We start from the raw sequence: 20,666 nt of genomic DNA, 5'->3' as shown, positions 1-20,666 counted from the left end.
CCATATGAGCACCACCGGTTTCCGGCACGCCGCCCGCGGGCGGCGGCCCCGCGCTAGCCGCGGTGGCGCTTGGAGGGGTTGTACTTCGACAGCGTGTGAACCGTGATCGCGATGATCATCAGCAGCCCGGCGAGCAGGAAGCTGTCCAGCGCCTTGGCGCCCAAGGCCCACAGGGTGAGCCAGAGGCACAGCGAACCGGTGATGGCGTACGCGAGTCCCATGTCGGCGCGGATGTTATCTCTCTAGGCCGCGAGATGACGTGTGGCCGGGTCGTAGCGCGCGGCGGGCGTTGTCCGATGGTGGACGCCGCCGACCCAGCGGTCCAGCGGAGCGAGCAGCGCGGCGGCGTCGGCCTCCCCCGCGAGGACCGCGCGGCCGTCGCCGGCCAGCGCGTAGGTGCCGTCGGCGCCGATCGTCAGCAGCCGGGGCGCGAGGCGGCCCGCGCGCCACCAGAGCGTCGAGTCGCCGAAGAACGGCCGCTCCTCGCGCGCGCCGACCGCGGTGAACAGCGCCCGCGGGTGCAGCGGGCCGCCCTGCAGCGCCTCGAGGATCTGGCGCTCGGTCCGGCTGAGGCCGTCGGTGGTGGCGGGATGCTCCTCCAGCAGGCGGTGCAGCGCGGCGGCGAGGTGCGGCAGGTTGGCCGGCGGTCGCTCGGTCAGGCGCTGGGAGGCGTCCTGGACGGCGCGCGGGTCGGGCGCGGTGACGGCGGCCCAGGCGCGTGCGGCGGTCGCGTGGTCGTCGGCGCCCAGCGAGCCGGCGCGGGCGAGGCGGTCGCGCAGGAACGTGCGCGGGCCGCGCGGCAGGTGGACGAGCTGGACCGGGCCGAGCGGGCGCGAGCGGCGCAGCGCGCCCTCCCCCGTCGCCAGGCGGTCGAGGATCTGGACGAGCTGGAGCTGGTCGTAGAGGTCGTCCTCGAACCAGAGGACCAGCTTGGTGGAGAAGTCGACGGCGTCCAGCCGGGCGTCGCGCGCGGCGAGGCGGGCGCGCGTCTCCGTGAAGGACGACGCCAGGCCGGCGTCGGCCAGGAAGCGGGCGCGGGTCTCGCGCAGCGCCGCGGGCGGTTGGGGGAGGACCGGGCCCTCGTGCAGGACGTCGTCCCAGGTCAGGACCTCCTGGCCGAGGGTCTTCAGGTCCCGCGCCGCCTCCGTGCCGTTGGTGACGTGCAGGACCGCCATGGCCGCTCAGGCCACGAGCGCGGCGGAGAACCCCTCGACGAGCGCGCGGACGGCGGCGGGCGGGTCGTCGGACTCGGCGGCGGCGCGGACGAGCCGGCTGCCGACGATGACGCCGTCGGCGCCGGAGGCCGCGGCCTGCGCGGCCTGCTCGGGGTTGCCGATGCCGAAGCCGAGCGCGACGGGGACGTCGGTCGCGGCCTTGGCGCGGGCGACCAGCGTGCCGAAGGTCTCCGACAGCGCGGCGCGCTCGCCGGTCGTGCCGACGACCGAGACGGTGTAGACGAAGCCGCGGGCGCGGGCGCCGATGCGGGCCATGCGGTCGTCGGGCGTGGTCGGCGCGACGAGCGGGACGAGCGCGAGGCCGGCGGCGTCGCAGGCGGCCAGGACCTCGTCGGACTCCTCCAGCGGGAGGTCGGGGACGATCAGCCCGGAGGCGCCGGCGTCGGCGAGCTTGCGGGCGAAGACGTCGGCGCCGCGCGCGAGCACGAGGTTCGCGTACAACATCATGATGACCGGGACGCGCCGGGACAGCTGGGCGCAGACGGTCAGGACGTCGTCGACCGTGGTGCCGTGCTCCAGGGCCTGGGTCCCGGCGGCGTGGATCACCGGGCCGTCGGCGAGCGGGTCGGAGAACGGGACGCCCAGCTCGATCAGGTCGGCGCCGCCGTCGACGTAGGCCTCGCCGATCGCCAGCGAGGTCGGGACGTCCGGAAAGCCGCCCATCAGGTAGGGCATGAGGGCCGCCCGGCCCTTGGCGTCGGCGAAGGCTTTGGCGATGCGCGCGGGTCCATCCATGTCGCGGGCAAGCCTACGACCCGGCCGCGTCCTATGCTCGCTGCGGTCGTGACCTCCGATCCCGACGACAACGAGACCACCGGACTGCGCCGCGTTCGCGACGCGCTGCCCCTCCCCGGACCCACGGGGCGGCGGGCGCTGCTCTGGTTCGGGGCGACCGGCGTCGCGATCCTCGTCGTCTACCTGCTGGTCCCGCACCTGGCGGGCATCGAGGACACGTGGAACCGGATTCGGGACGGATCCCCGTACTGGCTGGCGGCGGCCGTCGGCCTCGAAGCGATGTCGTACCTGGGCTACGCGTGGAACATGGCCGCGGTCAGCGCCGTGGACGGCGTCGTGCTGGGCGTCAAGCGCTCGACGCTGATCACGCTGGCGGCGACGGCCGCGACGCGGCTGGTCGCCGCGGGCGGCGCGGGCGGCATCGCGGTGACGACGTGGGCGCTGTCCCGCGCCGGACACGGCAACCGGCAGGCGGCCAAGCAGGTCAGCCAGCACCTCGTGGCCACCTACGGCGTCTTCATGGCGATGGTGATCCTGGTCGGGACCGCGCTGGCGGTCTCGGGGGCCGACCCGCTGCTGTCCGCCGTGCCCGCGGTGATCGCCGCGTTGGCCGTCGCCGCGTTCATGGTGTTGATCCAGGCGCCGGACTGGATCGCCAAGCGCCTGGACACCGGCCCGCAGTGGCGCCGGAGGCTGCTGGCGGCGCCGCAGGCGCTGGCCGACGGGACGCAGTTCACCGTCGAGCTGATCCGCCGTCGCGAGCCCGGCCTGTGGGGCACCGTGATGTGGTGGGTCTTCGACGTCGCGACGCTGTGGGCGTGCTTCTGGGCCTTCGGCTACCACCCGATCGTCACCGAGCTGGTCATGGCCTACCTGCTGGGGATGCTCGGCAACCTGCTGCCGCTGCCCGGCGGCGTGGGCGGCGTCGAGGGCGGCATGCTCGGCGCCTGCGCGGCGTTCGACATGCCCGCGAGCGCCGCCCTGGTGGCGGTCCTGGCCTACCGGGCGATCTCGGTGTGGCTGCCGGCGCTCCCGGGCGTCCTGGCGCTGGCGACGCTGCGGCGCGCGGCGGAGGGCGCGGACGTCGTGGACGAGGACGAGGACGAGGGCGGCGGCGACGGTTCGCCGCGGACGCCGGGGACGTTGGGGACGACGCCGGAGACGCCGGGCTCGTCGGGGGAGCCGCGCGACGCGGAGGGCCGTTCGGTGCCCAGCTCCTCGCCGCGCGACGATCCGGGTCGCTGAGACCCCTGGCCCCGCCTCACACCGCGTCCGGCGCGCCCGTCCCGTACCGCGCGATGATCTGCGCGAGGTCCTTGTCGCCGCGCCCCGAGAGGTTGATCACGTCCAGCTGGGACTCCGAGGGCTCGTGCAAGGCGTAGTACAACGCGTGCGAGGTCTCCAGCGCCGGGATGATGCCCTCCAGCCGCGTGACCTCCTTGAAGGCCCGAACCGCCTGGTCGTCGGTCACCGCCACGTAGCGCGCGCGGCCCGTGTCGCGCAGCCAGGCGTGCTCGGGCCCGGAGCCCGGGTAGTCGAGGCCCGCCGAGATCGAGTAGGCCTCCAGGACCTGCCCGTCGTCGTCCTGCAGCACGGCGCTCAGCGACCCGTGCAGCACGCCCGGCCGCCCGCCGGCGGTCAGCGGCGCGCCGTGGCGGGCGTTCAGGCCCTCGCCGCCGGCTTCCACGCCGACCAGCTCGACGCCGGAGTCCGGCACGAACGCCGCGAAGATCCCCATCGCGTTGGACCCGCCGCCGACGCAGGCGAGCACGCGGTCGGGCAGGCGGCCCTCCTTCTCCAGCAGCTGCTCGCGCGCCTCCTCGCCGATGATCCGCTGCAGCTCGCGCACGATCGCCGGATACGGCGCCGGGCCGGCGACCGTCCCGAGCACGTAGTGCGTGTCGGCGACGCGCGCGACCCAGTCCCGGATCGCCTCGGACGTCGCCTCCTTCAGCGTGCGCGAGCCCGCCGACACCGGCACGACCGTCGCCCCCAGGAGCTGCATGCGCTCCACGTTGGGCTTCTGGCGCTCGATGTCGACCTCGCCCATGTAGACCACGCACTCCAGGCCCAGCAGCGCGCAGGCCGTCGCGGTCGCGGTGCCGTGGGAGCCCGCGCCGGTCTCGGCCACCACGCGCGGTTTGCCCATGCGCTTGGCCAGCAGCGCCTGGCCCAAGGCGTTGTTGATCTTGTGCGCGCCGGTGTGGTTGAGGTCCTCGCGCTTGAGGTAGATCGCGCGCCCCGCGAGCTCGCTCAGCCGCGGCGCCAGGTACAGCGGCGACGGCCGCCCGACGTAGTCGCGCTGCAAGTCCTTCAACTCGGTCCGGAACGCGGGATCGCCCCACGCGTCCAGCCACGTGCGCTCCAGCTCGCCCAGCGCGGGCATCAGCGTCTCGGGCACGTACTGCCCGCCGTAGGGCCCGAAGCGGACCTCCAGGCCGGTCCCGCCGCCGAGGGCGCTCATGCCGCCGGCCTCACCGGCGCGCCGCGGCCCGGAGGCGTCGGCGTGGGCACGAGTGGCGCGGTCGACCGCACCGCCTCGGCGAAGGCCTTCATCTTCTCGTGGTCCTTGATCCCCGGCGCGGACTCGACGCCGCTGGCGACGTCCACGCCCCACGGGTCGACTGCCTCGATCGCCGCCACCACGTTGTCCGGCGTCAGGCCGCCCGCGAGGATCAGCGGGACCTCGGAGCGGCGCCGGGACAGCATCGACCACTCGAACGTCTCCCCCGTCCCGCCGCGCACGCCCGCTCGGTGCGTGTCCAGCAGGTGGAAGTCGGTGTGGAACGCCTGCACGGCCACGACGTCGGACGCCAGCCGCACCGGCTGCGCCTTGATGACCTTCGCGCCGGTGCGCCGGGCGACCTCGTTGGCGTAGGACGGCCCCTCGTCGCCGTGCAGCTGGACGACCGTCAACCCGATGACGTCGGCCAGCGACGCGACCTCGTCCAAGGACTGGTTCACGAACACGCCCACGACCTCGACCTTGCGGCGCAGGTTGCGCGCGATCGCCTCGGCGACGGCCGGGTCCGCGGCGCGCTTGGAGCCCGGCCACAGGATCATCCCGATCGCCCACGCGTCCAGGGAGACCGCCAGCTCGGCGTCCTCCATCCGCGTCATGCCACAGAACTTGATCCTCGGTGCGCTCACGCCGCGAAGTTTAGGAGGCCGCGCGAAGGGAGCCCCTGGCGAGCGTGGCGCCCGGAACCTCGCCCTCCGGGCGAGCGTTCCGCCCTCAGCCGGTCTGCAGCGACGACGGCCGCTTGCCGAGCGTCACGGTGACGGTCTTGGTCGCCTTCTTGCGGACGACCTCGAGCTTGATCTTGTCGCCCGGCTTGTGCGACGACACCAGCTGCGACAGCTCGTCGGAGGACTTGATCTCCTTGCCGTCGACCTTGGTGATGATGTCGCCGCCGAGCACGACCGTGCCGTTGTCGCCCTGCCCGGACAGCTGGGCCTGCAGGTTCCCGGCCCTCAGCCCGGCCTGCTCGGCCGGCGAGCCGGACTCGACGGTCTGCACCAGCGCGCCGTGGTTGACCGGCAGGTCCAGCGCGTCGAGCTGGCCGTCGACGGTCAGCGACGTCACGCCGAGGTAGGCCCGCTGGACGGTCTCGCCCGCCTTGAGCTGGTTGAGGATGTTCTTGGCCGTGTCGATCGGGACCGCGAAGCCGATGCCGACGCTGCCCTCCGAGCCGGCGCCGCCGGTCTCGATCTGCGAGTTGATGCCGATCACGCGGCCCGCGGCGTCGATCAGCGGCCCGCCCGAGTTGCCCGGGTTGATCGCGGCGTCGGTCTGGATGACGTCCTTGATCGCCCACCCGTTGGGCGCGGAGATCTGCCGCTGCAGCGCCGAGACCACGCCGGTCGTCAGCGTCCGGTCCAGGCCGAACGGGTTGCCGATCGCGATCGTCGGGTCGCCGACCTTGACGTCCTTGGACGAGCCCAGCGGCAGCGCCTTGAGGTCCAGCCCCTCGGGGTCGACCTTCAGCAGCGCCAGGTCGGTCGACGGGTCGGTGCCGACGACCCTGGCCTTGACCGACTTCTTGTCCGCGAACTGGACCGAGATCGAGTTCGGCGTCGCGCCGTCGATGACGTGGTTGTTGGTGAGGATGTCGCCGGAGGCGTCGATGACGAAGCCGGAGCCCGTCGCCTCGCTCTTCTGCGCGCCGCCGAACCCGAAGTCGAACGGGTTGTTGGTCTGCTGGATGATCTCCGACGTGATGTAGACGACGCCCGGCGCGTAGCGCTGGTAGATGTCGGCCGCCGTCAGGCCCTCGGCCGCGTTGGTGCGGTTGCCGTTGGCGCCCTGCGCGGCGATCGCCGGCTGGCGGATCACCGTCGTCGTGTGTGTCTCGCCGCCGCCGTCGTTGAGCACGGTGGTGAGCCCCGCGGCCACACCGCCGCCCAGGAGGGCGGCGAGGACGACGGGCACGACGATGGACTTGGACGCGGAAGACGAGGACATGAAGGAGCAGAGATTCCTGACGGTCGCTGAAGCGACGCTGAAGTCGATCTAAAGATTGCTAAAGCGCCGGGCGCGCCCTGGACGGACGGCCAGTGCCACCTGGCTCAGAGGGCCTCTTCGGCGCCCTCGCCGTGACCGGTGAGGTCGCGCAGCGCGATCTCCGGGTCGGCCGCGCGCATCAGCGTCTCGCCGATCAGGACGGCGTCGACGCCCACGCGCTCCAGCTCCTCGATCTGCTCGCGCGTGTGGAAGCCGGACTCCGACACCACCGTCTTGCCGGCCGGCACGTCGGACAACAGCTCGTAGGTGCGCTCCACGTCCACCGTGAAGTCCACCAGGTTGCGGTTGTTGATGCCGATGACGTCCGCGTCGACGACCTCCAGCGCGGACTCCAGCTCCTCCTCGTCGTGGACCTCGACGATCACGTCCAGGTCCAGGCCCACGGCCTCGGCGTGCAGCGCCGCGAGCTCCTTGGGCTCCAGCGCGGCGACGATCAGCAGGATCGCGTCGGCGCCCGCCACCGCGGCCTCGGTGATCTGGTAGCCGTCGACGACGAAGTCCTTGCGCAGGATCGGCAGCTCGACCGCGCCGCGCGCCTCCTCGAGGTCGCCGAGCGTCCCGCCGAAGTGCGGGCCCTCGGTCAGGACCGACAGGGCGGCGGCACCGCCGCGCTCGTAGGCCTGGGCGATCTCGGTGACGGTCGCGCCCGCGCGGATCTCGCCCGCCGAGGGCGAGCGCCGCTTGTGCTCGGCGATGACCGAGACGCCGGGACGCACGAGCGCCTCGGCGAACGGGCGCCCCTCGCGGTGCGGGCCCAGCCGGGACTCCAGCTCGGACAGCGGCGTCTCCCTGCGACGTCGGCGGACCTCGTCGCGCGTGACGTCGACGATGCGCTCCAGCACGTTGCTCACTTGTGGTTGCTCTTTCGAGCTCGACGTAGTCGGGCCTTGCTCATGCGGTGATCGGTGCCAATTCCCCGGTGACGCGGATGTACTCGTCGAGCGTGCGGGCGGCGGCGCCCGACGCGATCGTCTCGCGGGCCAGCTCGACGCCGGCCTTCAGGTCGTCGGCGCGGCCCGCGGCGTAGATGGCGGCGCCGGCGTTCAGCAGCACCAGGTCGGTGTCGGGCCCGCTCGCCCCGCCGAAGACCGCGCGGGTGACGGCGGCGTTGGCCGTCGGGTCGCCGCCGGAGATCGCCTCGGGCGCGCTCTCCGGAAGGCCGACGTCGGCGGCGCTGACGTCGTAGCGGCGCAGCTCGTCGCCGTTGACCTCCACGACGTGCGTGGGGGCGGACGTGCTCATCTCGTCCAGGCCATCCGCCGACGAGACTACCAACGCGCGATCGCAGCCCAGGCGCGCCAGGGCGCCCGCGAGCGCCTCCAGGTAGCGCGGGTCCGACACGCCGACGACCTGCCGCCGCGCGCCGGCGGGGTTGGTCAGCGGGCCGAGGAAGTTGAAGATCGTGCGGACCGCCAGCTCGGCGCGCGCCGGGATGACGTAGCGCGTCGCCGCGTGGTGCGCGGGCGCGAACATGAAGCCGAAGCCGACGCGGTCGATGCAGTCGGCGACCGCCGCCGGCGTCAGGTCGATCCGGACGCCGAGCGCCTCCAGGACGTCGGCGGAGCCCGAGGCCCGCGTCGCCGAGCGGTTGCCGTGCTTGGCGACCGCCGCCCCCGCGGCCGCGGCGACCAGCGCCGCCGTGGTCGAGACGTTGAACGTGTGCCGCCCGCCGCCGGTGCCCGCGGTGTCGAGCAGGTCGTGGCGCGACGTCGGCACCGGCGTCGCCATCGCGCGCATCGTCTGGGCCAGGCCCGCGATCTCGTCGACGGTCTCCCCCTTCGTGCGCAGCGCGATCAGGAAGCCCGCGATCTGGGGGACCGAGCCGTTGCCGGCCATGATCTCGGCCAGCACGTCGCCGGCCTGCTCCTGGGTGAGGTCGCGGCCGTCGGCCAGCAGGTCGATCGCCGCGGTGAGGACGTCGTTGGGCATGTGAAAGGCGGACAGCCTACGCGATGGCCGCGACGTCCCTCAGCCGTCGGACAGGAAGTTGCGCAGCATGTCCTTGCCGCGATCGGTCAGGACCGACTCCGGATGGAACTGCACGCCCTCGACCGGCAGCTCGCGGTGGCGCAGGCCCATCAGGACGCCGCCGCCGCGCGCGGTGACCACGAACGCGTCGGGCAGGTCCTCCTCGGAGACCACCAGCGAGTGGTAGCGGCCGACGGTCAGCGGCCCGCGCAGCCCGCGGTAGACGCCCTCGCCGTCGTGCTCGATCTTGGTGGTCTTGCCGTGGATCGGCTCGTGGCGCAGGACCGTGCCGCCGAAGGCCTCGGCCAGCGACTGGTGGCCCAGGCAGACGCCCAGCGTCTTGACGCCCGCCTCCGGGAAGCGCCGCATCGCCTCGATCGAGATCCCCGCGTCGGCGGGCGTGCACGGGCCGGGCGAGACGACGACGCGGTCCGGCTTGCGCTCCAGCAGCTCGTCGACGGTCGCCACGTCGTTGCGCACGACGTCGATCTCGGCGCCCAGCTCGCCCAGGTACTGGACGAGATTGTAGGTGAACGAGTCGTAGTTGTCCACCATCAGGACGTTCACGGACATCATGCCCACCCCCGCTGGCGCGCGGCCAGGGCCACGGCGTTCTTGACCGCCTTGGACTTGTTGACCGACTCCTCGTACTCGTACTCGGGCTTGGCGTCGGCCACGGTGCCGCCGCCGGCCTGCACGTGTGCGGTGTCGTCCTTGATGACCACGGTGCGGATGTGGATGCAGGTGTCGAGGTCGCCGGAGTAGCTGAGGTAGCCGATCGCGCCGCCGTAGCCGCCGCGCTTGACGGACTCCAGCTCGTCGATGATCTCCATCGCGCGCACCTTCGGGGCGCCCGAGAGGGTGCCGGCCGGCAGGATCGACCGCAGCGCGTCCATCGGGCCGATGTCCGCGCGCAGCGTGCCCGACACCGACGAGACGATGTGCATGACGTGCGAGTACTGCTCGATCGCCATCAGCGTGTCGACCTCGACCGACCCGTACTCGCACACGCGCCCGAGGTCGTTGCGGCCGAGGTCGACGAGCATCACGTGCTCGGCGCGCTCCTTCTCGTCGGCCAGCAGCTCGGCCGGGTCGGCGTCGCGCGGGCGCGTGCCCGCGATCGGCCGTGTGGACGCCCGGCGGCCGGACACCGTCAGCAGCGGCTCGGGCGAGGCGCCCGCGATCTGGAAGTCGAGGAAGTCCAGGAAGTACATGTAGGGCGACGGGTTGACGACCCGCAGCCCACGGTAGACGGAGAACGGGTCGATCCCGCCCAGCGGGGCGCTCCAGCGCTGCGAGGGGACGACCTGGAAGGCGTCGCCCGCGTGCACGTACTCGACGATCCGCGAGACCATGCCCTCGAACCGCTCGCGCTCCATGTTGGAGGTGAACTCCGGCACCGGGCGCGGCGCGCCGTCGCGGTCGGCCTTCGGGACGGGGCCGTCGAGCGCGCGGCGGATCTCCGCGATCGTCTCGACCGCCTCGGCGTAGGAGGCGTCCACGTCGTCGGCAGTGACGTTGACGAGGATCGTCAGCGTGTGCTTGAGGTGGTCGAAGACCACGAGCGCGTCGGAGAGCATCAGCGCCATATCCGGCAGCCCGAGCACGTCCGGGTTGGGCTCGCCGAGCGTCGTCTCGACCGTGCGGACGAGGTCATAGCCGAAGAAGCCGACCGCCCCGCCGGTGAACGGCGGCGCGTCGTCGAAGCTCGCCTGCGAGGACGCCGCCGCCTGCTGGGCCAAGGCGTAGGGGTCGCCGTCGTCGCCCAGCGACCAGCGCACCAGCCCGCGCGGGCGCACGCCGATGAACGAGTAGCGCCCGACCTGCGTGCCCTGCTCGGCGGACTCCAGCAGGAACGACGGATGCTCGGCCTTGGCCGCCGCGCCGCGCAGCTTCAGGAACGCGGAGACCGGCGTCTCGCAGTCGTCGATGAACGTGTGGCGCAGCGGGACGAGGTCGTGGTCGCGCGCGAGCGCGCGGATCTCCTCCAGCGAGGGCTCGAGGTCGAGCCCGTCGGTGGCCGACTCAGCGAGCGCGCTCACGGAGCACCTCGGTCGCGTCGCTGAGGGACCGGTCGCGGGAGCGCAGCAGGACGAGCAGGTGGTAGAGGACGTCGGCCGCCTCGTTGTCGACGCGGTCGTCGGTCTCCTCGCGCGCGGCGCGGGCGACCTCCTCGGCCTCCTCCTCGACCTTCTCGCCGATGTGGGCCGGGTCGTCCAGCAGCTCGACGGTGTAGGAGCCCGCGGGCCGCTCGGCCTGGCGGGCGACGAGCGTGCGCTCCAGCGCGGGCAGGACCTCGTGGGGCGCCGGATCCATGTCACCGGTGAAGAAGCACGTGCGCTCGCCGGTGTGGCACGCGGGGCCCGCGGGCTCGACGAGCGCCAGCAGCGCGTCGCCGTCGCAGTCCAGCCGCAGCGCCTTGACCGCCTGCGTGTTGCCGGACGTCGCGCCCTTGTGCCAGAGCTCGCCGCGCGAGCGCGACCAGAGGTGGAGCTCGCCGGTCTCGCGCGTCTTGGCGACGGCCTCGGCGTTGGCGTAGGCCAGCGTCAGGACCTCGCCCGAGCGCCAGTCCTGGATGACGACGGGGACGAGCCCGTTCGCGTCGTAGTTGATCTCCACAGAGCGAAGCTTACGAGGGGCCGGCGGTTGCGGCGCGCTCCAGCAGCGGCTCGATCTCCTCCGCGGGCACGGGCCGCCCGAGCAGGTAGCCCTGTGCCAACGGGCAACCCCGCTCCACGAGGAACGCGCGCTGGTCCTCGTTCTCGACGCCTTCGGCCACCGCCTCCATCCCCAGAGCCCGTGCCAGCTCGATGATCGCGGTCACGATCGCGGTCGCCTGCACGTCGTGCGGGACGGCCTGCAGGAACGTCTTGTCGATCTTGAGGACTTGAACCGGCATCGTGCGCAGGCGGCTCAGCGAGCTGTAGCCGGCGCCGAAGTCGTCCACGGCGACCTCGATCCCGGCGGCCACCAGCTCGGTCAGCACGGGGTCGGTGCGCAGCGGGTCGGCCATCGCCGCCGACTCGGTGATCTCGACGGTCAGGCGCGAGGCGACGTCGTCGGGCATGACGAGGCCGAGCAGCCGCGCCCCGAAGTCCGGGCGGCGCAGCTGGCGCGGCGAGACGTTGACGGTCACCCGCGGCGACCGCAGCCCGGCGGCCTCCCAGGCCAGCACCTGGTCGCGGACCGCCGCGACGACCCAGTCGCCGATGCGGTCGACGAAGCCGGTCTCCTCGGCGAACGAGATGAAGTCGTCGGGCATCACCAGCCCGCGGAACGGATCCTGCCAGCGTACGAGGGCCTCCAGCTTGCGCAGCGTGCCGTCGCGCGGGTCGACGATCGGCTGCCAGTGCAGGACCAGCTCCTCGCGGTCCAGCGCCTTGCGCAGCCTGCTCGTCATGGAGAGGCGCTCCAGCGGCTCGTGCGGGTCGCCGTTGTAGACCGTGACCGCGTTGCGGCCCGCGGCCTTGGCGGCGTACATCGCGGCGTCGGCGTGGCGCAGCAGCTCGTCGGCGTCGGCCGCGTCGCGCGGGTAGAGCGAGATCCCGATCGACGCGCCGATGTGGAACTCGGCGCCGGAGATCGAGAACGGCTCCGCCAAGGCCTTCAGCAGGTCCTCGGCGACGCGGCGCGCGTGCGGCTCGGCCTCGGCGCGGTCGAGGTCGGCGAGGAGCAGCAGGAACTCGTCGCCGCCCTGGCGCGCCAGCAGGTCCATCCCGCGGCGGCGGTCGCTCAGGCGCATCGTGACGTGGACGAGCAGCTCGTCGCCCGCCGGGTGGCCGAGCGAGTCGTTGACGAGCTTGAAGCCGTCGAGGTCGAGGTAGAGCAGGCCGACCGCGTCGCCCTGGCGGCGCGCGCGGGCCAGCGCGAGGTCGAGGTGCTCCTGCAGCAGCGCGCGGTTGGGCAGGCCGGTGAGCGAGTCGTGGTAGGCCAGGTAGGCGATCTGCTCCTCGGCCGCGCGGCGCTCGGTCAGGTCCACCCCGCTGGACATCACGGCGTTGACGGCGCCGTCGGCGTCGCGGACGATCGTGTCGCGCCAGGCGATCGTGCGCTCGTCGCCGTCCTTGGTGACGACGACCGACTCGTGGACGGCGTCGTCCATGCCGGAGGCGATCTCCTCCGCGAAGGCCGCGCGGCCGGTCTCGCGCAGGCGCTCGGGGACGACGGCCTCGTACCAGTCGCGGCCGACCAGCTCGCCCTCGGAGTAGCCCAGCAGCTCGGCGCCGGCGCGGTTGAGCAGCGTGATCCGCGCCTCGGCGTCCAGCACGACGATGATCGCGCCGGCGATGTCGAGGTAGCGCTGGGCGCGGTGGCGCTCGTCGGCGGCCAGCTCGCGCTCCGACGCGCGCGTGGGCGTGACGTCGACCACGACGCCCTGGCTGAACGCGGGCGCGCCGTCGGCGTCGCGGATCACGGTCTCCTTGTCGCGCACCCAGACCTCGGCGCCGTCGCGCCGCAGCATCCGGAACTCCATGTCGACCTGCTCGCCGTCGGCGAACGAGCGCGCCTCCTCCTCGCGCACACGCGCGAGGTCGTCGGGATGGACGCAGCGGTACCAGAGGTCCTGGTCGTCGAGGAACGCCTGCGGCGGCCAGCCGAGCAGGTCCTCGATCTGCGGCGAGACGTAGGTGAGCGTCGACTGCTCGTCCCAGTCGGCGATGTAGGCGACGGCGGGCACGTACTCGACCAGCTCGCGGTAGCGGGCCTCGGCCAGCGCGAGCGCGTCGAGCGCGTCGAGGCGCTCGGTGACGTCGTCGACGACCGTGATCCAGTCGGTCAGCGCGCCGCCGGCGTCGCGCACGGGCGTGATCCGCATCTCGGCGCGCAGCGTCGTGCCGTCGGCGCGGCGCAGCGTCATCGTCGCCGCGTGCGCGATCCCGTGCTCCAGCGCGCGGGCCAGCGCGCGCCGGTCCTCGGGCTCGGCGGCCTCGCTGACCAGGACGGCCGGATCGCGGCCCAGCAGCTCCTCGCGCGGGCGTCCGAGCAGGCGCTCGAACGCGCCGTTGACGTAGGTGATCGGTCGTCCCGGGGCGGTCTCGTCGCAGACCAGCACGCCGCTGGTGGCGACGTCCAGCGCGCGGACGAGCGCCGCGGCGTGGTTCTTCGGGTCGGGGACGGTGGCCAACGGAGCACAAGAGTGACACGTGGCCCGGCGGTGCCTCGTCCAGCCCCGGACTAGGACAGACGTCCGTTCGGGCAGGAACGGGCCTCAACGCGGCGTGCCCCGGGCCGACGATAGGGAAGCAAGACAACAGGCGAATGCGACCCACGGACGGGTCGGCCCTGACGATGAGCGTCGCTTCTGGAGGGAGCGCGGCGCCGTCACTTTCAGGGACCGCCATGGATCTGCGAGTCGAGATCTTTCGCCACCTATACGCCTCCCACCGGAGGGGACATCCACGGTGCGGGCCCGAGCGACGACGGTCGCTCGGGCCCGTTCCCGTTTAATCGGGGCGTGGCCCGCCGCCCGCCCGAGTCCGCCGAGACCCTCGCCGCCTTCGAGACGCTGCTGGACGACGTCTCGCTCGCGGGCGAGGTCGAGCGGTCCGTCTGGTTCGGCACCCCGGCCGCCAAGGTCGAGGGCAAGGTCTTCGTCTGCCTGTGGCACGGCGCGCTGGTCGCGCGGATCGGCGCCGAGGAGGTCGACGCGCGCGTGCTCGCGGGCGACGGCGTCCGCTTCGACCCGTCCGGCAAGGGCATGGCGATGAAGGACTGGCTGGAGACCAACGCCGAGGCGGCCGAGTGGGAGGAGCTGGCGCTGTGCGCGATCGCGTTCACGGTCGGGTAGCGGGCGATCGCGGCCCGGGTAGATTGCGCGCGTGCCACGGACCGCGCTGATCACCGGCGTCTCGCGGCGCGCCGGGATCGGCTTCGCCGTCGCGCGCCGCCTGCTCGACGAGGGCTACGCGGTCGCCGTCCACTCGTGGGCGCCGCACGACGCGCGGCAGCCGTGGGGCGGCGACGACCTCGACGCCGTGCTGACCGCGCTGGGCGACCCGCCCCACGTCTCCGCCGACCTCGCCGAGCCGGACGCGCCCGCGCGCGTGATGGCACACGCGACCGAGGCCCTCGGCCGCGTCGACGTCCTCGTCGCCAACCACGCGCGCTCCGCGCCGGGCACGCTCGACGACGTGACCGCCGCCGAGCTGGACGCCGCGTGGGCCGTCAACGCGCGCGCCACCGTGCTCCTCGTGCGGGCCTTCGCCGCGCAGGCCGTGCCGCCGCGAGACGGCCGCGTCGTGCTCTTCACCTCCGGCCAGCACCTCGGCCCGATGGCCGACGAGTTGGCCTATGCCATCTCCAAGGGCGCCGTGCACCAGGCGACGCGCTCGCTGGCCGACACGGTCGCGGAGCGCGGCATCGCCGTCAACGCGGTGAACCCCGGTCCGGTCGACACGGGCTGGGCCGATCCGGTGCGGTTGGCGGCGACGCGCGAGCGGTTCCCGTCCGGCCGCTGGAGCCGTCCGGAGGACGTGGCGGGGGTCGTCGCGTGGCTCGCCTCCCCGGGCTCCGGGCAGCTGACCGGCCAGGTGCTCGACGCCGAGGCCGGGTTCCGCCGCTAGCGCGACCGCGCCGCTTTGCGGAGCGCTAGGCACGGTTGCCGAGCGGCGCGCGGCGGTGGGAGCATCGGCGCTTCCCAGGCTCGGCGTCCGAGCCGGGCCGACGCACGAAGGAGCCGTCATGGCCGACCGAGTCCTCGTCCTCAGCTGGGGTCAGAACGTCCGTGGCCGGGAGCAGCGCGGCCTCGAGGTCTTCCAGGAGGCCTTGACCTACTACTCGGAGCTGGAGGCCTCCGGCCGGATCGAGGCCTATGACGTGATGCTGCTCGCGCCCAACGGCCCGATGAGCGGCGCGATGGTCCTGCACGGCACGCACGCCCAGCTCCAGACGGTCGCCGAGGACGAGCGGTTCCGGCGGCTGATCATCGAGGCCAACCTGGTCGTCGAGGACCTGCGGATGGCCAGCGGCTACTCGGCCGAGGGCATCCCGCAGACGCTGCCGCTCTACGCCGAGGCGGTCGGGCGCGTGCCGCAGATGGCCTGAGAGGCCTGGTCCCTGACTCGGCCGGCCCGGCGAACGGCCTGCCCGCGTGGTCTACACGTCGAAGCCGAGCCGGTCGAGCAGGCCCTCGTCGCCGCGCCAGCCGCGGCGGACGCGGACGACGAGGTCGAGGTGGACCTTGGTGCCCAGCTCGCGCTCCAGCTCCTTGCGGGCGGCGGTGCCGATCGCGCGGATCATCTTGCCGCCCGCGCCGACGAGGATGCCCTTCTGGGACTCGGTCTCCACCCAGGCGCGGGCGTGGATGACCGTGAGGTCGTCGCGGTCGGCGACGACGTCCTCGACGACGACCTCGACCGCGTGCGGGACCTCCTTGAACGTCCGCCGCAGGATCTGCTCGCGGATCAGCTCGGCCAGGTGCACGTAGGGCGACAGGTCGCTGGACTCGGCCGGGTCGAACAGGAACGGCGACGCGGGCACGAGGCCGAAGAGGTGCTCGGCCAGCGGCTCGACGCCGGTGCCCTTGCGGGCGCTGATCGGGAAGATGTCGTCGCCGACGCCCAGCTCGGCGGCGGCCTGCAGCGCGGCCACGACGTGCGGGCGGTCGAGGCGGTCGACCTTGTTGACGGCGATCACGACCGGGCACGAGGCGCCCTGCAGCGCCTTGGCGATCCAGCGGTCGCCGGGCCCGACGCCCTGCTCGGCGTTGAGCACCAACAACGCGACGTCGGTCTCGCTCAGCTCGCGCTCGACCCGGCGCTGCATGCGCTCGGTGAGGTTGTCCAGCGGGCGCTGCACGCCCGGCAGGTCGGTCAGGACGAGCTGCGCGTCGTCGCGCGTGACGACGCCGCGGATCGCGCGCCGCGTGGTCTGCGGCTTGTCGGAGACGATCGCGACCTTGCGGCCGACGATCGCGTTGACGAGCGTCGACTTGCCGACGTTCGGCCGGCCGGCGAGCGCCACGAACCCGGCGCGGGTGTTGATCTCACTTACCACGACAGGATCTCCGCCTGCACGCTCAGCATCTCACCGTCGTCGGTCTCGTGGTCCATGCCCACCAGGTGCAGGGCGCCGTGGACGATCGCCTCGCGGATGTTCTCGGTGTGGGGCGGGCAGATGATGACGTCGCCCAGCTCGCGGGCCTCCGGGACCCCGCCCACGCCGTCGTCGTCGGCCTCGTCGATCGGGAAGGACAGCACGTCCGTCGGGCCCTCCTTGCCGCGGTGCGCCTCGTTGAGCTCGGTGATCCGCCCCGCGTCGACGAAGGCGATCGCGACGTGGCCGTCGCGGACGCCCGCGGTCGCCACGGCCAAGGACACCAACTTGACGATCTCGTCCTCCGGCGGCAGGTCGGGACGGCCGGCCGCGAGGTCGGCGTCGAGCACTTCGACCTCGAGGCTCACGCGCGCTTGCGCTCGGCCGACGCCGTGCGGATGTCCGGGGCCTGCGACTGGTCGAACGCGTCGTAGGCCTCGACGATCCGCTGCACCAGGCGGTGGCGGACGACGTCGCCGCCGCCGAAGCGCACGAAGTCGACGCCGTCGACGCCGGTCAGGATGTCGTTGACGACGATCAGCCCGGACTTCTCGTTACGCGGCAGGTCGACCTGCGTGATGTCGCCCGTGATGACCATCTTGGACCCGAACCCGAGGCGGGTCAGGAACATCTTCATCTGCTCGGGCGTCGTGTTCTGCGCCTCGTCGAGGATCACGAACGAGTCGTTGAGCGTGCGGCCGCGCATGAAGGCCAGCGGCGCGACCTCGATGACGCCCTTCTCCAGGAAGCCCGCGACCTTCTCGGGATCCAGCATGTCGTTCAAGGCATCGAACAACGGGCGCAGGTACGGGTCGATCTTGGCCATCAGGTCGCCCGGCAGGAAGCCGAGGCGCTCGCCGGCCTCGACGGCCGGGCGGGTCAAGATGATGCGGTTGACCTCGCGGCGCGCGAGCGCGGCCGCGGCCATCGCGACGGCCAGGAAGGTCTTGCCGGTGCCCGCCGGCCCGATGCCGAACGTCACCGTGTTGCGGCGGATCGAGTCGACGTAGCGCTTCTGGTTGACCGACTTCGGCGCGACCTTGGCGCTGCGGTGGCGCCACACGACGTCCTCCAGCACCTTGGCCGGGGACTCGTGCTCGTCGAGCGCGTTGGTGACCGCGTCCAGCGTGCCGGGCGTGATCTGGTGGCCGCCCTCGATCAGCTCGGCCAGCTCGCCGACGACCGTGGCGGCGTTGGCCACCGCGTCGGGCTCGCCCTCGAGCGTGATGAGGTTGCCGCGCAGGAAGAGGTCGCAGTCGACGTGCTCCTCGAGCTGGCGCAGGATCGCGTCGTGGGTGCCGCTGAGCGCGGCGGCGACGTCGTTGCTCAGCTCGATCTGGCGGCGAGTCGCGGCGCTCATGCCAGCGCCTCCCTCGCCAGGGCCGACACGCGCTTGCCGTCGGCGCGGCCGCCGGCCTTCTCCATCGCGAGCTTCATGACGCCGCCCATGTCCTTGGGCGAGGACGCGCCGCTCTCGGCGATCGCGTCGGCGACGATCCTGCGCAGCTCGTCGTCGCCCAGCTCCGCCGGCAGGTAGGCCTGGATGACGGCGGCCTCGGACTCCTCGCCCTCGGCCAGCTCGACGCGGCCCGCCTCGCGGAACGCGGTGGCGGACTCCAGGCGGCGCTTGCGCTCGCGGCGGAGGATGGCCTGCTCGTCGTCGTTGCCGTCCTTGGCGGCCTTCTGCAACTCGGACAGCACGAGACGCAAGGCGCCGACCTTGTCCTTCTCCCCCGCCTTCATGGCCGTGGTGAGATCCTGCTTGACGCTGTCGGCGATGCTCATGTGCTCTCGATTGTAGGCCGCCGGTGCGGACGCGCCGGGTAAAGCGATGTGGCCCGTCCGCCGATGGCCTCCGTGCGATGTCCCCGCGCCGTGTCCCCCTGCTGACCCTGTTGTGCGCGCTGGCCCTGGCGGGATCGGCGACGAGCGCCCGCGCCGCGGCGCCGCTGACCGGCACGCGGCTGCACGAGGAGCTGGGCCGGCTGGCCCTGTCCTTGGGCGTCGAGCCGGTGTCGGCGCCGTTCTCGAAGGTGTCGGTGACGAGCTTCGACGCGCTGATGGTGCGGCAGCTCGGCGCGAGCGACGTGGCGGCGTCGGTCCAGCACGAGGCGTGGCGGGCGGGGTTGACCCCGCCGCCGACGTTCGGGACCGAGGCCGTCGCGCGCCTGCTCGGGTTGCGCGACAACCTGCCCTATCGCGACGACGCGCGCGAGCTGTACCCGACCGACGCGATCACGCTGGCCGAGGCCAAGCACTCGTTCGCCGTCGCGTCGAGGTGGCAGGGCGGGGCGGCGGAGTGGGTGCGGGGGCAGTTCTCCACGTTCGCGCTGCCGCGGTACTCGACGGCGCAGAGGCGCGTGCTGGCGCTGGCGATCTCCAAGGTCGGCATGCCCTACGTCTGGGGCGGCGAGACCGACACGCGCGGCGCGGCCTACGGCGGCCAGGTCCACGGAGGCTATGACTGCAGCGGCTTCGCCTGGCGCGTCTTCAAGCTGTCGGGGTTCTCGTGGGGCACCGCGATCCACGGCCGGACGGCGGCCCAGCAGGCGGGCGAGATCCAGCGCTCGGCGCGGATCCGGCTCGACGACGTCCGCGGCGGCGACCTGGTGTTCTTCGGCCCCGGTCGCTTCTGGATGAAGGCCACCGAGCAGCGGATCGTTCACGAAGGCCTTGCCTTGAGCCCGGACTGGATGGTGCACTCCAGCGACCAGGGCGTGTACGTCTCGCCGCTGCGCCTGGACCCGTGGCGCGCCAAGCGGTTCAGCTGGGCGCGACGCGTTCTTCCCTGACCGGCTCGGCCGCCGGCCCCGTGCCGTTGGCCGCCGTGATCGAGCCGCCGCCCGTGGGGTCGACGCCCAGCGCGGGCGCGCGGCCCAGGCCGCCCAGCTCGGACGCGTCGCGGCCGAAGATCAGCTGGATGTTCCAGTCGATCAGCAGGCGCCACTTGCGCTTGCCGCCCGGCAGCGCGGCGAGGTGGTAGCTGCGGGCCAGCCACCAGGCCGGGACGCCGCGCCAGCGGATCCCGAGCGTCGTGGCGACCGCCTGCCCCTGCCCCATGTCCACGAACACGCCCTTGGTCTTGAACTTGAAGGGCTTGACCTTGCCGTTGCCGATCGCGGCGGCGACGTTGCGCCCCGCGGTCTTGCCCTGGCGCAGCGCGTGCTGGGCGGTCGGCGGCGTGGCGCTCTTGCCCTTCTTGGCCGGGTCGGGCACGGCGGCGGAGTCGCCGAGCGCCCAGACGTCGTCGTGGCCCTCGACGCGCAGCGTGGCGTCGACCTTGATCCGGCCCTGCTCGTCGAGCGGCAGGCCGAGGCGCGCGATCACCGGGTGCGGCTTGACGCCCGCGGTCCAGACCAGGGTCTTGGTCGGCACGACCTCGCCGCCGCTGAGCGTGACGTCGTCGTCGGTGACGCGGTCGAGCGTGGTGCTGGTCCGGATCGCGATGCCGCGCCCGCGCAGCTCGCGGGTGGCGAAGTCGGCCAGCGGCGCCGGGATCTCGGGCATGATCCGGTCGCGCGCCTCGACGAGGATCCAGCGCATGCCCTGCGTGCGGCAGCGGGGGTAGAGGTCGATGACGTCGGCGGCGAAGTCCTGCAGCTCGGCGAGGCCTTCGAGGCCCGCGTAGCCCGCGCCGACGAAGACGTAGGTCAACCACTTCTTGCGCTCTTCGGGATTCTCGAGCGTCTCGGCGATCTCCAGCGTCCGCAGGACGTGGTTGCGCAGCTGGATCGCTTCCGGGAGCGACTTGAAGCCGATCCCGTACTCGGCCAGGCCGGGGATCGGGAGCGTGCGGGAGACCGAGCCCAGCGCCACGATGAGGTGGTCGTAGCGCAGGTGCTCCTCGGTGCCCTTCAGCGTGCGGACGTCGATCGTCTTGGCGCTCGGGTCGGCGCCGGTGACCGTGCCGAGCCGCAGCGCGGTCCGCTTCAGCTCCTCGCGGAGCGGCACGACGACGTGCCGCGGCTCCAGCGTGCCCGCCGCCGCGCCGGGCAGCAGCGGCGTGTAGAGCATGAAGTTGACGTCGTTGACGAGCGTGATGTGCGCCGCCTGCGGCGGCAGCGACTTCTCCAGCGCCCGCGCCGCGTAGAAGCCCCCGAAGCCACCACCGGCGATCACCACGTGCCAAGCCATGTGGTTGACGGTAGTCCCACCGCGACGTTGAGGCC

22 protein-coding genes are annotated in these 20,666 nt (G+C 73.0%); 5 read left to right on the top strand and 17 right to left on the bottom strand.

What is annotated here, in order from left to right:
• Positions 1 to 53 precede the first annotated feature (53 nt).
• Genes VFG42_RS20680 through trpA form a run of 3 tightly spaced genes read right to left on the bottom strand, consistent with a single transcriptional unit; the run spans position 54 to position 1,970 of the window.
• Entirely contained in the window at positions 54 to 221 is a 168-nt protein-coding gene (locus VFG42_RS20680; protein ID WP_324910696.1) for a hypothetical protein, read from the bottom strand.
• 21 nt (positions 222 to 242) lie between these two features.
• Positions 243 to 1,175, bottom strand: a complete 933-nt coding sequence (locus tag VFG42_RS20675; RefSeq protein WP_324910695.1) for a hypothetical protein — start codon at positions 1,173 to 1,175, stop codon at positions 243 to 245.
• A 6-nt stretch (positions 1,176 to 1,181) separates the two neighbouring features.
• Positions 1,182 to 1,970 carry a tryptophan synthase subunit alpha gene (gene trpA / locus VFG42_RS20670; RefSeq protein WP_324910694.1) on the bottom strand — a complete coding sequence of 263 codons (789 nt, stop codon included), beginning with the start codon at positions 1,968 to 1,970 and terminating at the stop codon, positions 1,182 to 1,184.
• A 48-nt stretch (positions 1,971 to 2,018) separates the two neighbouring features.
• Here trpA and VFG42_RS20665 point away from each other — a divergent pair, with 48 nt between their 5' ends.
• The gene (locus VFG42_RS20665; RefSeq protein ID WP_324910693.1) at positions 2,019 to 3,215 is read left to right on the top strand and encodes a lysylphosphatidylglycerol synthase transmembrane domain-containing protein; all 1,197 of its coding nucleotides are present in this window, start codon (positions 2,019 to 2,021) and stop codon (positions 3,213 to 3,215) included.
• A gap of 16 nt (positions 3,216 to 3,231) precedes the next feature.
• Here VFG42_RS20665 and trpB read toward each other — a convergent pair whose 3' ends face one another.
• From trpB to VFG42_RS20620, 9 genes are all read right to left on the bottom strand, one after another.
• Positions 3,232 to 4,434, bottom strand: coding sequence for a tryptophan synthase subunit beta (trpB, locus tag VFG42_RS20660; protein WP_324910692.1), 1,203 nt, complete (start codon positions 4,432 to 4,434; stop codon positions 3,232 to 3,234).
• The gene (locus VFG42_RS20655) at positions 4,431 to 5,120 is read right to left on the bottom strand and encodes a phosphoribosylanthranilate isomerase (protein WP_324910691.1); all 690 of its coding nucleotides are present in this window, start codon (positions 5,118 to 5,120) and stop codon (positions 4,431 to 4,433) included. The genes trpB and VFG42_RS20655 overlap by 4 nt, the downstream gene beginning before the upstream one ends.
• Positions 5,121 to 5,205: 85 nt before the next feature.
• Entirely contained in the window at positions 5,206 to 6,435 is a 1,230-nt protein-coding gene (locus VFG42_RS20650) for a S1C family serine protease (RefSeq protein WP_324910690.1), read from the bottom strand.
• Positions 6,436 to 6,539: 104 nt separating this feature from the next.
• A complete protein-coding gene (gene trpC, locus VFG42_RS20645; RefSeq protein WP_324910689.1) occupies positions 6,540 to 7,346 on the bottom strand; it encodes an indole-3-glycerol phosphate synthase TrpC in 807 nt (268 codons plus the stop codon).
• 40 nt (positions 7,347 to 7,386) lie between these two features.
• Positions 7,387 to 8,424 (bottom strand): anthranilate phosphoribosyltransferase, encoded by a 1,038-nt coding sequence (trpD, locus tag VFG42_RS20640; RefSeq protein ID WP_324910688.1) that lies wholly within the window; start codon positions 8,422 to 8,424, stop codon positions 7,387 to 7,389.
• Positions 8,425 to 8,463: 39 nt separating this feature from the next.
• The gene (locus VFG42_RS20635; RefSeq protein WP_324910687.1) at positions 8,464 to 9,039 is read right to left on the bottom strand and encodes an aminodeoxychorismate/anthranilate synthase component II; all 576 of its coding nucleotides are present in this window, start codon (positions 9,037 to 9,039) and stop codon (positions 8,464 to 8,466) included.
• Complete coding sequence (locus VFG42_RS20630) at positions 9,036 to 10,505, bottom strand: anthranilate synthase component I family protein (RefSeq protein ID WP_324910686.1); 1,470 nt, start codon at positions 10,503 to 10,505, stop codon at positions 9,036 to 9,038. The genes VFG42_RS20635 and VFG42_RS20630 overlap by 4 nt, the downstream gene beginning before the upstream one ends.
• Positions 10,489 to 11,082: a bifunctional phosphoribosyl-AMP cyclohydrolase/phosphoribosyl-ATP diphosphatase HisIE gene (gene hisIE / locus VFG42_RS20625; RefSeq protein ID WP_324910685.1), complete on the bottom strand. Its 594-nt coding sequence runs from the start codon at positions 11,080 to 11,082 to the stop codon at positions 10,489 to 10,491. The genes VFG42_RS20630 and hisIE overlap by 17 nt, the downstream gene beginning before the upstream one ends.
• Before the next feature lie 10 nt (positions 11,083 to 11,092).
• On the bottom strand, positions 11,093 to 13,588 hold the full coding sequence (locus VFG42_RS20620) for a sensor domain-containing protein (protein ID WP_324910684.1): 2,496 nt from the start codon (positions 13,586 to 13,588) through the stop codon (positions 11,093 to 11,095).
• 330 nt (positions 13,589 to 13,918) lie between these two features.
• Here VFG42_RS20620 and VFG42_RS20615 point away from each other — a divergent pair, with 330 nt between their 5' ends.
• The 3 genes from VFG42_RS20615 (at position 13,919) to VFG42_RS20605 (ending at position 15,507) form a co-directional block, all read left to right on the top strand.
• Entirely contained in the window at positions 13,919 to 14,251 is a 333-nt protein-coding gene (locus tag VFG42_RS20615) for a hypothetical protein (protein ID WP_324910683.1), read from the top strand.
• A 31-nt stretch (positions 14,252 to 14,282) separates the two neighbouring features.
• Positions 14,283 to 15,026, top strand: a complete 744-nt coding sequence (locus VFG42_RS20610; RefSeq protein ID WP_324910682.1) for an SDR family oxidoreductase — start codon at positions 14,283 to 14,285, stop codon at positions 15,024 to 15,026.
• A 118-nt stretch (positions 15,027 to 15,144) separates the two neighbouring features.
• Positions 15,145 to 15,507, top strand: a complete 363-nt coding sequence (locus VFG42_RS20605; RefSeq protein WP_324910681.1) for a hypothetical protein — start codon at positions 15,145 to 15,147, stop codon at positions 15,505 to 15,507.
• 51 nt (positions 15,508 to 15,558) lie between these two features.
• On the opposite strand, the gene era is transcribed toward VFG42_RS20605, so the two are convergent.
• The 4 genes from era to VFG42_RS20585 are packed head-to-tail and all read right to left on the bottom strand — an operon-like array spanning position 15,559 to position 18,282.
• Complete coding sequence (era, locus tag VFG42_RS20600) at positions 15,559 to 16,458, bottom strand: GTPase Era (RefSeq protein WP_324910680.1); 900 nt, start codon at positions 16,456 to 16,458, stop codon at positions 15,559 to 15,561.
• Entirely contained in the window at positions 16,452 to 16,865 is a 414-nt protein-coding gene (gene ybeY, locus VFG42_RS20595; protein WP_324910679.1) for an rRNA maturation RNase YbeY, read from the bottom strand. The genes era and ybeY overlap by 7 nt, the downstream gene beginning before the upstream one ends.
• Entirely contained in the window at positions 16,862 to 17,857 is a 996-nt protein-coding gene (locus VFG42_RS20590) for a PhoH family protein (protein ID WP_324910678.1), read from the bottom strand. The genes ybeY and VFG42_RS20590 overlap by 4 nt, the downstream gene beginning before the upstream one ends.
• Positions 17,854 to 18,282: a GatB/YqeY domain-containing protein gene (locus tag VFG42_RS20585; RefSeq protein WP_324910677.1), complete on the bottom strand. Its 429-nt coding sequence runs from the start codon at positions 18,280 to 18,282 to the stop codon at positions 17,854 to 17,856. Before VFG42_RS20585 ends, VFG42_RS20590 begins: the two co-directional genes overlap by 4 nt.
• 77 nt (positions 18,283 to 18,359) lie before the next feature.
• Here VFG42_RS20585 and VFG42_RS20580 point away from each other — a divergent pair, with 77 nt between their 5' ends.
• On the top strand, positions 18,360 to 19,289 hold the full coding sequence (locus VFG42_RS20580; protein WP_324910676.1) for a C40 family peptidase: 930 nt from the start codon (positions 18,360 to 18,362) through the stop codon (positions 19,287 to 19,289).
• Here VFG42_RS20580 and VFG42_RS20575 read toward each other — a convergent pair.
• Complete coding sequence (locus VFG42_RS20575) at positions 19,261 to 20,631, bottom strand: NAD(P)/FAD-dependent oxidoreductase (RefSeq protein WP_324910675.1); 1,371 nt, start codon at positions 20,629 to 20,631, stop codon at positions 19,261 to 19,263. The two genes, VFG42_RS20580 and VFG42_RS20575, sit on opposite strands and share 29 nt — an antisense overlap.
• Positions 20,632 to 20,666 lie beyond the last annotated feature (35 nt).

The organism is Baekduia sp. (assembly GCF_035685985.1).
GTDB lineage: Bacteria > Actinomycetota > Thermoleophilia > Solirubrobacterales > Solirubrobacteraceae > Baekduia.
This window is presented reverse-complemented; position numbering and strand designations above follow the sequence as displayed.

Bases quoted from the DNA above. Each gene is read 5' to 3' on its own strand.
- VFG42_RS20680 (WP_324910696.1), bottom strand. From the start codon at position 221: ATGGGACTCGCGTACGCCATCACCGGTTCGCTGTGCCTCTGGCTCACC.
- VFG42_RS20675 (WP_324910695.1), bottom strand. From the start codon at position 1,175: ATGGCGGTCCTGCACGTCACCAACGGCACGGAGGCGGCGCGGGACCTG.
- trpA (WP_324910694.1), bottom strand. From the start codon at position 1,970: ATGGATGGACCCGCGCGCATCGCCAAAGCCTTCGCCGACGCCAAGGGC.
- trpB (WP_324910692.1), bottom strand. From the start codon at position 4,434: ATGAGCGCCCTCGGCGGCGGGACCGGCCTGGAGGTCCGCTTCGGGCCC.
- VFG42_RS20650 (WP_324910690.1), bottom strand. From the start codon at position 6,435: ATGTCCTCGTCTTCCGCGTCCAAGTCCATCGTCGTGCCCGTCGTCCTC.
- trpD (WP_324910688.1), bottom strand. From the start codon at position 8,424: ATGCCCAACGACGTCCTCACCGCGGCGATCGACCTGCTGGCCGACGGC.
- VFG42_RS20635 (WP_324910687.1), bottom strand. From the start codon at position 9,039: ATGATGTCCGTGAACGTCCTGATGGTGGACAACTACGACTCGTTCACC.
- VFG42_RS20605 (WP_324910681.1), top strand. From the start codon at position 15,145: ATGGCCGACCGAGTCCTCGTCCTCAGCTGGGGTCAGAACGTCCGTGGC.
- VFG42_RS20590 (WP_324910678.1), bottom strand. From the start codon at position 17,857: ATGAGCGCCGCGACTCGCCGCCAGATCGAGCTGAGCAACGACGTCGCC.
- VFG42_RS20585 (WP_324910677.1), bottom strand. From the start codon at position 18,282: ATGAGCATCGCCGACAGCGTCAAGCAGGATCTCACCACGGCCATGAAG.
- VFG42_RS20580 (WP_324910676.1), top strand. From the start codon at position 18,360: ATGTCCCCGCGCCGTGTCCCCCTGCTGACCCTGTTGTGCGCGCTGGCC.
- VFG42_RS20575 (WP_324910675.1), bottom strand. From the start codon at position 20,631: ATGGCTTGGCACGTGGTGATCGCCGGTGGTGGCTTCGGGGGCTTCTAC.